13 protein-coding genes and 1 pseudogene are annotated in these 11598 nt (G+C 58.9%); 4 read left to right on the top strand and 10 right to left on the bottom strand.

Translation table 11 applies throughout. The features are described from left to right. Window positions 1-885 precede the first annotated feature (885 nt). A complete protein-coding gene (locus AC1DN0_RS38345) occupies window positions 886-1728 on the top strand; it encodes a trypsin-like peptidase domain-containing protein (protein WP_477103817.1) in 843 nt (280 codons plus the stop codon). A 246-nt stretch (window positions 1729-1974) separates the two neighbouring features. Here the strand turns inward: AC1DN0_RS38345 and AC1DN0_RS38340 are convergent, their stop codons facing one another. The 5 genes from AC1DN0_RS38340 to AC1DN0_RS38320 all read right to left on the bottom strand — a co-directional run bounded on the left by AC1DN0_RS38340 (window position 1975) and on the right by AC1DN0_RS38320 (window position 5204). After that, window positions 1975-2685 carry a hypothetical protein gene (locus tag AC1DN0_RS38340; RefSeq protein WP_477103816.1) on the bottom strand — a complete coding sequence of 237 codons (711 nt, stop codon included), beginning with the start codon at window positions 2683-2685 and terminating at the stop codon, window positions 1975-1977. A 108-nt stretch (window positions 2686-2793) separates the two neighbouring features. After that, the gene (locus AC1DN0_RS38335; protein WP_477103815.1) at window positions 2794-3843 is read right to left on the bottom strand and encodes a hypothetical protein; all 1050 of its coding nucleotides are present in this window, start codon (window positions 3841-3843) and stop codon (window positions 2794-2796) included. A gap of 355 nt (window positions 3844-4198) precedes the next feature. Beyond that, window positions 4199-4702, bottom strand: coding sequence for an IS630 family transposase (locus AC1DN0_RS38330; RefSeq protein WP_267606345.1), 504 nt, complete (start codon window positions 4700-4702; stop codon window positions 4199-4201). A gap of 10 nt (window positions 4703-4712) precedes the next feature. Beyond that, the gene (locus AC1DN0_RS38325; protein ID WP_477103814.1) at window positions 4713-4985 is read right to left on the bottom strand and encodes a winged helix-turn-helix domain-containing protein; all 273 of its coding nucleotides are present in this window, start codon (window positions 4983-4985) and stop codon (window positions 4713-4715) included. A gap of 54 nt (window positions 4986-5039) precedes the next feature. Continuing rightward, on the bottom strand, window positions 5040-5204 hold the full coding sequence (locus tag AC1DN0_RS38320) for a helix-turn-helix domain-containing protein (RefSeq protein ID WP_477103844.1): 165 nt from the start codon (window positions 5202-5204) through the stop codon (window positions 5040-5042). 384 nt (window positions 5205-5588) lie between these two features. On the opposite strand from AC1DN0_RS38320, the gene AC1DN0_RS38315 reads away from it, so the two are divergent. The 3 genes from AC1DN0_RS38315 (at window position 5589) to AC1DN0_RS38305 (ending at window position 8728) form a co-directional block, all read left to right on the top strand. Beyond that, window positions 5589-6536, top strand: a complete 948-nt coding sequence (locus AC1DN0_RS38315; protein WP_267604133.1) for an alpha/beta hydrolase — start codon at window positions 5589-5591, stop codon at window positions 6534-6536. Between the two features lie 777 nt (window positions 6537-7313). Beyond that, window positions 7314-7838 (top strand): hypothetical protein, encoded by a 525-nt coding sequence (locus tag AC1DN0_RS38310; RefSeq protein ID WP_477103813.1) that lies wholly within the window; start codon window positions 7314-7316, stop codon window positions 7836-7838. Window positions 7839-8188: 350 nt separating this feature from the next. Beyond that, window positions 8189-8728 (top strand): hypothetical protein, encoded by a 540-nt coding sequence (locus tag AC1DN0_RS38305; protein ID WP_267600237.1) that lies wholly within the window; start codon window positions 8189-8191, stop codon window positions 8726-8728. Between the two features lie 197 nt (window positions 8729-8925). Here the strand turns inward: AC1DN0_RS38305 and AC1DN0_RS38300 are convergent, their stop codons facing one another. The 5 genes and pseudogenes from AC1DN0_RS38300 to AC1DN0_RS38280 all read right to left on the bottom strand — a co-directional run. Beyond that, window positions 8926-9144, bottom strand: a complete 219-nt coding sequence (locus AC1DN0_RS38300) for a hypothetical protein (RefSeq protein WP_477143339.1) — start codon at window positions 9142-9144, stop codon at window positions 8926-8928. Next, on the bottom strand, window positions 9141-9929 hold the full coding sequence (gene istB, locus AC1DN0_RS38295) for an IS21-like element helper ATPase IstB (protein WP_477143338.1): 789 nt from the start codon (window positions 9927-9929) through the stop codon (window positions 9141-9143). The genes AC1DN0_RS38300 and istB overlap by 4 nt, the downstream gene beginning before the upstream one ends. Then, a complete protein-coding gene (locus tag AC1DN0_RS38290) occupies window positions 9904-10569 on the bottom strand; it encodes a Mu transposase domain-containing protein (protein WP_477143337.1) in 666 nt (221 codons plus the stop codon). The genes istB and AC1DN0_RS38290 overlap by 26 nt, the downstream gene beginning before the upstream one ends. Window positions 10570-10620: 51 nt before the next feature. Continuing rightward, complete coding sequence (locus AC1DN0_RS38285) at window positions 10621-10971, bottom strand: hypothetical protein (RefSeq protein WP_477143336.1); 351 nt, start codon at window positions 10969-10971, stop codon at window positions 10621-10623. Window positions 10972-10979: 8 nt separating this feature from the next. Continuing rightward, a pseudogene (locus AC1DN0_RS38280) lies at window positions 10980-11598 on the bottom strand (integrase); the annotation flags it as partial.

The following is an 11598-nucleotide window of genomic DNA, read 5'->3' as shown; positions in this document are numbered from 1 at the left end:
GGCTGGCACCGTGCATGGCCGGATGGGTGGAATGCAGCCCCTGCGCCTTCGGTGACCTCCGGCGACGACCAAGTGTCGGCGTGGTGGAGCGACGTGCTGGAGGCGCGCTACGACCTGACCGAGTTCTACATGGGGCGGTATGATCACCGCCGACTGGACCTCTGGTAATACGCACGCGCACGACACGCGCGGCCTTGAAAGCCCATCAGCCAACAAGGGCGTGCCTCACGGCACTTGTGACCACGTGAGCAGAGACGGCGCGCATGAATGATTGGCTATAGGAAAAGCCATGAAGCCGACGGATGCGCGGCCCAGTGAGCGACGGCTAGCGGACAACAGCAGATGCATACTGGAAACGCCTCTCCGTGTCGGGCACTATCACAATGGTCGCATCGGCGACGGTCTCGTTTGCTAGTGCAACGAGCACACTAAACAGTCGGCGCACCGTGGTGATAATGTGGATCGGTTCAGTAGTTGACCGAGATGGGGTCGCGAACAGTCATCGGATCGAACGGCGGCAACCGGCCATGAAGGGACCTTCGGCTGATTCGTCAATGAGACATTCAGATGGCAGCTCCACCCAACAAGCGGTCAATCGATCGCTGGGAGTCGGTGTCGCCTCATCGCCTTAGCGGACGCGCTGAATTATCCTGGCGCTATCAGCGTAAGAGCGGATGACGCATGCGCAAGGTTACGCAAGCAGTTCTGGTATATTCTCGCGCAACCTAGGCTAATCAATAGCCTATGCAGGGTTCGGAGCCCCCTCTCTCCGCCAGAGAGCTTTATCTGACGGGCCTTTTGAGGTCCTTTTGCATTTGTTCCCAACTCCGAGCCATCAATAAAAAGTGCTGAGGGCGACCTTGGCCGTTGATTGGAGAAGCCTACATGTTGAGTCCGGCCACCAGGATTGCTCTCTCGACACTTCGACTGCTCTGCGGCGACCAAGGTGCATATTCAAGTGTTGGAACCGGATCGCTATTTGTGTTCCGTCAGGCACCCGACGCACCGGTGATCCCTGTCATTTTGACCAACAAGCATGTGGTTGGTGACTTCACTCGTCTTCAGACTACGATCTCGACGACGTCCAACCGAGAGACTTTGAGAGAGGATTGTTCGGGAGAGGACATCCAGCACCACGTCTACGAAATCATCGATCTACAACAACGAGTAATCCGCCATCCCGATCCGGCGATCGATCTTTGCGCGATATTGTGTGCGCCATTGATTGAACATGCCATTCAGCGTGGACACTTGCGCCACATGTTTCTCGACGAATCATGGCTGCCCGACGCCGAGACGCGAGAGATCATGCGGCCGGTTGAGAGGGTATTGATGGCAGGCTACCCACTCGGCTTATGGAACGAACGGCACAACTTGCCTATCGTCCGGGACGGACTTTCAGCGTCACATCCACTGGTGGATTGGAATGGGCTTCGGCAGTTTGTGATCGACGTTGCGTGCTTTCCGGGTTCAAGCGGATCGCCGGTATTCTTGTACGAAGATGGATGGTACCGGACAAAGCAAGGTAACGCTCCGGGTACGCGTGCAGAGCTGATCGGCTTCCTCTGGGGCGGCCCAACCGCTCCGGCAGAGGGACGTCTGGAGCCGCGTCCGATACCGACCTCAATGCAGGTCCCAGTGATCAATACGATGATGAACTTGGGATATGTTGTGCAAGCTGATGCGGTGCTCGACCTAAAAGCGTTGATGCCTTTTCCGTCAGCCTGAATTAACGGTTATCGCCAGATAGAGTGGCCACAACACGGCGCGCCCTCTGCAAGCAAAGCTATGGCGTCGGCCGGATTTCCCGTATAGATTCGAGCGCGACCTGAGCAGAAAAGATGGCCCGTGCACGGTGCATTTCGTTGTTGTACCAAAGTAGGCTGTCCATTTGCCGCTAAGCCCTTGTTTCTAAAGCACTGCTCAAAAGTGAGCAGAGCACCTTGCACGCAGTCCTCCCGTGCTTCAGACGCCCTACGCGCGCTCCAGAGCGTCCGCAAACTCGCCCCAGAACTCAATCGTCGCGCGGCCGTACGCCTGAATGTCCGCCATCGTTAGATATAGGTCTTCGCCCGACATAGGCCGATAGACGCTTGGGGTATAACGAAACGGCATCGCGGTGAGCTTCCCATTCGCATGATGCGGTTCGAAGAACTCAGGGCGTTGTGCCTTCAGGTTATCGGCGGAGTCGCCATCGGCATGCTTCACGGTGTTCGCTACTAACCGCAATTGGTCGATGCGCGACCACGTTGGCAATTGGGTAATGTCGAAGCCGTTGGCCGCGAGCCGCTTGCGCAGCACTGACAGCTTCAGGAAGTCATTGTTGTGCTCTTCCTTGGGGTGCAAAACTTCCTTGCGGTGGAACGCCAGCAGCTGCTGCTCCCACGTGTGATAGATCATTGGCGCAAACGAATTGACTAGCGACTGCCGGACGGCTTCCATCCCGGAATAATGCGCGTAGCCAGCTTCAAACGCAGATTCGGCCAGCATGGACTCGTCGACTACGTCAGGATCAAGCGGCATCGATACCAGCTCGTTGTACGTCTTCTCCTGAAGCGCGGTTGCTTCAGCTTCGATCCCATCAAACGTCGGAAGCAGACGTTGCTCGAGCACCTGCAGCGTGCGCTCGAGGTGCGACTTGAACATGCTCTGAAAATAGCGGCGCCAGAATGATGCGTTATGCATATTGACCAACTCCCTTTGTGCCTGCGCGTTTCGGATTTCGTATACGTACGTTGTGGTCCGCTCGCCGGGTTATGTCAACTCGCTACGTCGTCATGTTCCCGGGGGGAGTCATTGGAATTCGGCAGATCCAGGAGGGTCGGCTTGCTGAGCACCTGATTCGGGAAGCGTGAAGCGGCTGGCGTCGATGACCCGCGTGTACGAGATTGGGCACAGCGGGTCTGGCTTCTCGTTGAGTTGCAGAACCATCGGCGGGAAGGTCGGCAGGTTGGCATTGACGCACGCGACGAACATCGTCTCCGCGAAGTGCAAAAGGTGATTGACCATGCGCGGCATTTCGTCAGTGATCGAGCTTGGTCGTTCGCCTTCGAGATACCACACCGGAACATGGACTTCGTTCGTCGGTAGCATCTCGAAATTCTTGGTCACCAACGGCAGCCCTTTCGTCGTGCCGATGTGTTCCTGCCCGTTACGGAAATTCACGATGCGCGTGATGGCCGGAACCATTTTCCGGAACCATTGCACCATGTGATGCTCTTCGCCGAGCAGTGGTGCGATCTCTTTGTCGAGCAGGTAGTCCAAGTTGCTATGTATGCTGCCGAGCTTCCAGAAGTGCTGGGGGATCTGACAGATATCCGTGATGACGCGACGTGCGGGAATCAAGAACGCAGTGACCTTCGCGTCGAGATCTGCGACGATCGGGAAGTTCGCATACGTTCGGGCGTTTGCTGCCTGTTCCGTCTGGCCGAAACTCTCACACTGAGCGTGCACCGATTTGATAAGTTCGTCGGCCGCCTGTTCGCAGTGCAGGAGTGAAGTCTTGATCCGGTGCATGAGCTTGAGCGCCGCTTCTCTGCGTTCATCGTCCCGCAGTATCGTCCGGTGATGAAGCATGTCATGCGCCATGAGGACCGTGCGGGCAACGATGGGCGACGAGGATCCGACGTCCGCTATCTTCACGTTGACGAACATAGCGTTCGGGTTCGTCCGACTGGGGTCGATGGATTCAGGTGTCTGCATCCTGAATGTTTCCTCGGGCGAATAGATCTCCATATGGTCCCCAAGCGGCACGAGGCGTTGAATCGCGCCGTCTTTCGTCGCAGGTACGTTGAAGCTGCCCCCGCCGTCCCGTGGGTACATCGGCACTTTATTTTTCGTCATCGTGATCCCCATTTGTTCGCGCACCCGTCAGTGTACAAGGACCACGCCCCGCCCCCTTTCGGTCTCGCGCCGGGGGTGACCCCGCGCGCGTGAGGGTGTGTGCATCAGCGCGAAAACGTAGACGACACGCTGCCCCGCCCGTATCTCGCGAAAATGATTGATAACGAAACCGCTTTCGAGCGCATGTTGTCGTGTGGTTGCCGCCGTAAACCGAAACGGAATCAAAAAACGCCGAAAATCTCCGGCTTTCGCTGCTATACGCCACCAGCGTAAACGGCCGCTTGCACCGAATAGACGTCGGGCTGCATGCGAGTGACCGTTTTACCTTCGGAAACGGCCTTTTAAACACAACGTCTTAAATAATGCAGCATAGTCGTCGTAGTACCTCGTTTGGTCTCTTCCATTGCTGGAAGCAGGCGTCGACTGCCGAGAGAACTTCTACGAGGGTGGCGAAGTACCGGTTATGTAACCCCAGGCGCCGTGTCAGTTTCCATACGCGTTCGATAGGCGCCAGTTGCGGGCTGTATGGTGGCAGGAACAACAACGTCATGTGCCGCCTGTATTTGTGCAGTAACGGTTTGAGCAGAACGGCATGGTGGTACTTGGCGTTGTCCAGGACCACGACGATGCGCTTGCCGCGACGTCGATGGCGGAGTAGTTGGCGAAGAAAGGATGCAAACGTTTCTGCGTTGAAGACAGGGCATACCTGCCAGACGAAGCGACCCGTGCTCAGACTGACGGCGCCAAAACATGCCACCGACTTTCGCGTCGGCGCATGCATCAACACCGGATCGCGGATTTCCGGGGCCACCCACATGCGACAGCGCGATCCGTGTTGCTGGAAATGGCATTCGTCCAGGCTCCATAACTCAATGTCGTCGCGCTTTGCCAGTCGCCGCAGTTTTTTTTACCGCCGCAACGCGAATAGGATCAGACTGGGCGACCTGCGGGCGCGGCTTGCGCAGCCGGAAACCCATCTGGCGAAACAGCCTCTGGCACTGCCGCACGCCCAGCTTGATGCCATAGCGCTGACGCAAGTGCTCCGATAGAACGGGCCCATCCCACAGGCCCGCTTCAAATCCGAAGTCGCGTGGTGTCTTGCGCAGATCCGCCTCGATGCGACGCCATTGCGAGTCATTCAACGCACGCGGGCGACCGGGCCGTTCACCTTCCCGCAATCCGTCGAAACCGCCCCGCTAGAAACGTCGGACCCATCGCTGAACTGTCGTGGCCGCTTGACCGAACATCTGGCCCACTTCAGTGCACGAGTAACCGCTGCTGACCAGCAGCACTCCGTGCAGGCGGTGGTCATACCGCGACTCCTCGCTTCGCTCGATCTCCTGTCGAATCGCCAACTGCATGATATGTGCGTCTGCAATCTCGAGTCTGCGCATGACTGCCTCTCCATTAGAGTAACCACGCAATCATACATGCTGCAATACTTATGTCGTCATGTTTAGAAGGAGGCATGTTCAGCGGCCGAGTTGGGTCGGGAAGATCCGTCCGAGGTGCATACGGCGGAGGTCCGACGGAGGTCCGTTCCCGGCCAGAAGCGGTCCATCGGTCGTGGGCGTAGGACAGCGGACGTTAGGTGCTGCTCTCGTCTTGCAGTTGACTACCCGGTAATCTATAAATTGATGTTGATGCGTGGCGCAGCACAACGTGGCGGTCATGCATCAGACTTGGGACCTGTGCGGAGACAAGACCCCGATTGGTCACCGTGCGAGCTGCGTCGGGAGATTGTGATGAGCCGTCGAGAAATTTTCGGGCGCGCCCTGGCGATTCTGGCCTTGGGCGTCGCCAGTCACCTATCCCTGGCGCAGGTGCCGCCCGATCTTGACGAAAAGCTCAAGGCGCTGGAACGAGTCGTTGACCCGTCGAGCACCGCCGCCCTATATGTGCCGCTGTTGAAGGCACAGTCTTATTCGGGAGTGCGTGTCTCGCGGGATCTGAACTACGGGCCGGCAGACAGCCAGAGGCTGGACCTGTTCGTACCCGCGACTGCGCTCCAGTCGCCRCGTGCCGTGCTGATCTTCGTGCATGGCGGCGGCTTCGTGCGCGGTGACAAACATGCGTCCGACAGCCCCTTCTACGACAACGTGATGCTATGGGCCGCGAGCCGCGGACTGATCGGCGTCAATCTCAATCACCGGATGGCACCGCAGAACTCTTGGCCAGCGGGCACCGAAGATCTGGGTCTGGCAGTGCGCTGGGTTCAGGAGAACATCGCCGCGCAGGGCGGCGACCCGAAGCGGGTCTTTCTCGTGGGTCACTCGTCCGGCGCGGTGCTCGTGGCCTCCTATGTCGCCCACCCACAGTTCTATGGACCGGTTGGCGTAGGACTGGCTGGCGCGGCGTTTCTCTCGGCGACCATCTTCGACCCCGCTACCGCCGAGATTAGCCCGGCGCTCAAGGCATATTTCGGCGACGACGTCAGCCGGTACGCGGAACGCTCGTCAGTGCCCGGACTTCAGCAGACACCGTTGCCACTCATGGTGGCAACCGCGGAACTCGATCCCGTCGCCGTGGAGCTCCAGGCGCTGCAGCTCCAGGACGCGCTCTGCAAAGCCAACCGCTGTCCAGCATTCACACGCTTCCCGGGACAGAACCACTTCTCTGAGGTTTTTTCGATCAACAGCCCCGACGATACAGTGGGCACGGGAATACTTGCGTTCATTCGCGGCGTTCGATAGCGCATGCCCCGGATGGCGATGCAGCCCACTCAGTTGGCGAAGGAAGACCCTGATTGAATCCTGTCACGATTGGCTATTCGTGACCGGTGCGCAACGGGCAATGTCCAGGATGCGTTTGCCACGCCGCGTCGAACGTCAGCTTTCCGAGAGTCCATATGACCGCAATGGGTCGGGAGCGGCCCCCCGACATTGGCGCGACCTAGCTGTTAGGCGACATGTAAAACTGGTCCGGAGGCTGCTGAACAGACGTGTCTAGGCAAGTATGGGCACTCGATCTCTGCCGTCGCAGCGCTACATGCCCAACAGGTTGTGTCAAACTCTTTTGTCGCACGATTTCTGCCTGAACTCTTTTTCGCTAGAGTGCGATCACGTGCGTCGCTAAGTGTCTGATTTTATTGGGCGCATTGTGTCAAACTCTATTGATCCCGCATACCGGCTTACTTGGTTCGCCAGATCACGCAGTTCACTGCTCGCCACAGGTACTGCAGATAAAGGCCTGGCGCTGTTGGTCAAAGAGATGCCCGACAGATCCGCGCGCCGAAGCTCGGTCTCGCCGCAATGCGAGCAGCACTTCGGACCAGGATCCAGCGTTGCCTCGTTGCATTCCGGGTTGGCTGTGAACGAACAACAAGCTCGGCATCCTCTTCCAAGATGGAAGGGTCGTGACTTCCAGGCAATATGGGGTGATGGCCCTGATGCGATTCAGCCAACCCATTCTGTAATCCCTCGCATTTGAAACTTCTTGTGACGCTAATGCCACGCAGAAATCATATTAAGATGGCCGATCAGAATATCGAATCTTGTATCCAGAGCATCCTGAAGCTTCCGCGTGAAAGCGAGGCAAGTTTCATTGGCCTTATCGAGGCCGATCCCAGACCAGCCTTTGTTTCGCTGCGCTTGTTTTATGTCGCCTCGTATCTGACATGTATGAGTGCTGTATTCCGGGCTCCTCAGCATGAGTTTGCCGAAGCCGTCGCTGGCCTTCTAGACGGATTTCAAGAATCAGCTCGCCAACACGGCGAACTGGACAACGACGGCTATGCGCATGGTTTGCACCGTTGGGTGTGTGAGATCGCCCGAGACATCCACGAGGATCTGGTCAATCTACCCAACCCAGGCGTTGTCGATGTATCTGGAGGAACGGCACTAGCTGCAATCATGAGAGAGCTTCGAAATGCCTATCTTGCTGATGCAGGAGAAGGAGCACAAATTCCGCCACTCGAATCAATGATGATGATTGCGCGTCTCAAGCCGATTCCCTCGACCGTCCACGCTAGCATTAGCAGCCAGGCTACGGCATGATGGTCTGCCTAATGAGAATAGGGATTCTTCCAGAGGGGGAGGTGGGGACAAAATTCCTGCATCGCCACGTCAGGGGATCGTCCAGTCTCACTCATCGCCACTAACCGGCGCTGGCGCACAACGCTGATTAATCGGAAAAGCATTGGAGCCTGCTCAGAGAATCGGTGAACCTCTCGGCCGCCGTTGCGCGATCTGTGGACGGCCGCTGGACAACGCCGACGATCCACTAAGCGTTGACTGTGGTGGAGATTGCCTGGGGTGCATGGCCGATTGCGGGCCTGCATTCCGATGCAGCCGATACGCTGGAAGCATCGCTGGCCGACCTGAAGAACCACGAATAGGAAAAAGGAATGAGCACCTATGTTGAACGCGCACTCTTCATCGTTGCGCCCAGAAACTTCGGCAAGAGCACGACTTTGCGATCGATGTTTCGCGACCATCGGCTTGGCACCGCAGGCAAGATTCCAAAGGCTCCGAAGTTGCCGGACGAGTACAGATTGGGCAACGAGCGTCGGCTATACCTTCGACTGACTTCGCCTCACGAGGCGAACGAAAGCCTTAAGGAGTTCCTGACCAAGACTAAGGGAAAAATGGCTGGCGGACGCTGGTGTTTCGCCGGACCATTGCACCCTGACGCGTTCAGGAGGATGCCGGACACTGTGACCACCATCAAGGGATTCATTCGGGAGTTCGAACCTGAACGCGTTCGCGTGGCCGTTCTGCATCCGAATCACCAACAGGGCGACCTGAGCGACTTCCTACCGGGCCAGTCTCGCGAACTCCTGAGCGAGTTGCACTCAATTGACGAACGAGTCGAAGTCATGAGCATTGATGTTCGAGTGCTCGATAGGAATGGGCTCCTTCTGGCCGATTTTTTTGACTTCACATGATGTCCTGCCGCTGTCTCGGTCTGAAGATCGACCAGGCCGCGCCCTAACGGATCGGAAAAGGACCTCGACGCGGTCGCCAGCCCCGCTTGTTAGCGGCGGTGTAAATCCGCGCATAAATGGCGGCACAAGGTTGAGCGTAAAGCGCAACAATAAAGGGGCCACAAGGGCCCCTTCCGTTGTCTGATGCGAGACGAATGTCAGAACGAGGTATCGCTCGGGTCGTAATCCGGGTCGCGGGTCTGGCGATCCCGCTGCATTTGTTCCTGGATCTGATGCAGATAGTGCTGGCCAATGACGTTGCGCAGATCGTCGAGTAACTCGAACACCGCGAGCGCCTGCTCGGGCGTCCAGTCGTCGGCGAGGGGGAACGGCACGCCGAACTGGCGGCCCGACGGTAGCAAAGGAATATGACTCATTGGGTGGCTCCTTTATCCTTGTTGATCTTCTTCGCACCGCGCTGCCGGGCGCGGTCTTCGGCGCGCTCGCGCGCCTCCTTTAGACGATAGGACTCGCCCTCGATCGAGATGACCTCAGCGCGATGCACCAGCCGGTCAACCAGCGAGACGACGCAGGCGGCGTTCGGGAACACCTCCGACCATGCCGAGAACGGTTTGTTGGTCGTGACGATGGTGGAACGGGTCTCATACCTGCGGCTGATCAACTCGAACAACAGGTCCGCATGACGATTCGAGTACGAGAGGTAGCCGACTTCGTCGATTAGTAGTACGTCGGGCGCTGCATAGTGATGCAGACGCCGGCGCAACGCGGAATCGCTGTCGAGCGCGGCCAGCTCGCCGAGCATTTCCCCGGCGGCCTTGAACAACACCGTATAGCCCTGGATGAGCGCCTGGTGCGCAACGTTTTGCGCAAGCGTGGACTTGCCCACGCCGTTCGGGCCGATGAACACAACGTTGCTCGCCTCCTTGACGAACGCGAGCGACATCAATTCCTCGACAGCCAGGCGATCAATGCGTTTGGGCCATTTCCAGTCGAAGTCGCCCATCGACTTGAACTTGCCCAGCCGCGCACCGCGGATGCGCCGCTGCAAGGATCGGTCTGTGCGCGCCTCTTCTTCCCACTGGAGCAGCGGCGCGACCCATTCGGCATCGCTTACCTCCGGCCAGTGTTCGACGAGCCCGTTCAGGCGCAGCGCCTGCGCCCGGGAGCGAAGGATTTCAGTGGGGTTCGGATTCGTTGTCATCGTCGGCAGTCGTCAGTTGATCGTAGGTGTCGAGCCGGTGCGGCTGCACCGGCGTGTCCTTGCGCCGCACATGCTCGGGTAGTGTCATTGCGACCGGCGGCGGTGTGCCGCTCGCGGTGCGCCGCCTCTCAAGTGCCAGGCGCACGGTATTCGCGTGCGGCACGCCCGCCGCGAGCGCGTCCTCGACCGCGGCTTGCAACTCGGCCGCGCCGTACCGATCGAGCAGACTCAGCAATGCGTTCGTGAGTGCGCCGAGGTTCGCGCCGCGCTCGGCCGCGCGCGTGAGCAGCAACTGGCTGGCCGGCACGGCCTTCGTCAGGCTGTTGACGCCACGATGCTGACGGGCCTGGCGCTTGCGTTCTTCGAGCTCGCGCAGGTGCTCAGACTGCTCGATCTGCGCGTCGCGATCATAGCTGCGAGGGTGACTGGCGATCACCTGGGCGCCGTCCAACACACGCACGCACAGCGGATCGGCGCGCACCGTCAGCGTGCGGCGCACATGCGTGTGCGGGATCGAGTTACGCGCAAGAGAGAAAAAATGGACATCAGCCAGAGCCTTGAAAATACTGGAATCAGCAGGCTGCCTGGTGTCCATAAAGTCAGCAGAAAAAATGGACACAACGACCGTCGGAATGTCCATCTTCAGTCGCAAGTTTCGCAGCTGATTTCGAGCGAAGATGCCCGCCGCAATCTAGCGCGGCTGCAAGGGCAGGACGCTACCGCCACGCAGCGCGGCCAGTTCCTTGCGCAGGCGGAACACCTGATGCAGCAGAGCAAGTTCACGAGCCAGCGATTCGTCAAGCTGTGCCTGCAGATCCTTCGCGTCGCCCTTTGCGCGGTTCAGACGCTCGGTGAGCTCGAGCTTCGGGCGCCCGGCCACTGCGTTGGCCGCGTCGATCGCTGCGATCAGTTCGGTGAACTGTGGGCGCGACTTCTTGATGCTGCCCTTCTTGCGGCCCGCCTCGATCGCCACGGTGTCGTTGTTGATACGCGCACCCTTGCGGTTCTTCAGCCGCTCAAGGGCGGCATAGTAGTCGGTCATGGCGCCGCTCATGCTGCCTCCGGTTTGATCAGTTTCTCCTGCGCGTCAAGCAGTCGTTGAAGCACCTGCGCCTCGATCCGGTATTCGACGCTCGTCTCATCGACCGCGCGCAGCTTCGCGACCGTAACCTGCTGCGCGTTGATCACGCGCCGAAGCTTCGATGGCACGACCACGAGGTTACGGCAGTCCGATTCAAGGCAATCCAGACGCATCCAGTCGAGCGGCGTCGACTTGCACTGCTCGACACTGGCGCAGCCGCCCAGCACCGTCTCGCGGTACGCCAGCTCGCCCTTCACGAACATCCTCACCGTCTGCTCGCGTGAGTAGACCGACACAGGCGAGGCCTGCACGGCACGGCTCTGCGTCCACGCTGCGTGGCCGCCGAACAGCCGCTCGTCAGAGAACAGCACCTGCTCGGCGTATGCAAGGTACTCGGACAGGCCCTGTGCCCCGGCCCATTCCTTCGCGAAGTGGGTCTTGTCGGCGTCGATGAAGCCCTTAGCGAATGCCGAGCCACGAGCGTAGTACATGCTCATCTCCTGCGTGACGTGCTGCAACTGACGTTTGAGTGTCGGCAGCGTCACGAGTCCGCTCCGATGGGCGTAGAGGGCCAGGGTACGGCGAAGC

It is taken from the genome of Cupriavidus sp. 05N39 (assembly GCF_056397325.1).
The sequence above is the reverse complement of the archived record's forward strand: the minus strand, read 5'-3'. Positions and strand labels throughout refer to the sequence as shown.

Excerpts from the sequence above, each read along its gene's own strand:
- AC1DN0_RS38345 (WP_477103817.1), top strand. The coding sequence starts at position 886 with ATGTTGAGTCCGGCCACCAGGATTGCTCTCTCGACACTTCGACTGCTC.
- AC1DN0_RS38340 (WP_477103816.1), bottom strand. The coding sequence starts at position 2,685 with ATGCATAACGCATCATTCTGGCGCCGCTATTTTCAGAGCATGTTCAAG.
- AC1DN0_RS38335 (WP_477103815.1), bottom strand. The coding sequence starts at position 3,843 with ATGACGAAAAATAAAGTGCCGATGTACCCACGGGACGGCGGGGGCAGC.
- AC1DN0_RS38320 (WP_477103844.1), bottom strand. The coding sequence starts at position 5,204 with ATGCAGTTGGCGATTCGACAGGAGATCGAGCGAAGCGAGGAGTCGCGG.
- AC1DN0_RS38310 (WP_477103813.1), top strand. The coding sequence starts at position 7,314 with ATGGCCGATCAGAATATCGAATCTTGTATCCAGAGCATCCTGAAGCTT.
- AC1DN0_RS38305 (WP_267600237.1), top strand. The coding sequence starts at position 8,189 with ATGAGCACCTATGTTGAACGCGCACTCTTCATCGTTGCGCCCAGAAAC.
- AC1DN0_RS38300 (WP_477143339.1), bottom strand. The coding sequence starts at position 9,144 with ATGAGTCATATTCCTTTGCTACCGTCGGGCCGCCAGTTCGGCGTGCCG.
- istB (WP_477143338.1), bottom strand. The coding sequence starts at position 9,929 with ATGACAACGAATCCGAACCCCACTGAAATCCTTCGCTCCCGGGCGCAG.
- AC1DN0_RS38290 (WP_477143337.1), bottom strand. The coding sequence starts at position 10,569 with ATGGACATTCCGACGGTCGTTGTGTCCATTTTTTCTGCTGACTTTATG.
- AC1DN0_RS38285 (WP_477143336.1), bottom strand. The coding sequence starts at position 10,971 with ATGACCGACTACTATGCCGCCCTTGAGCGGCTGAAGAACCGCAAGGGT.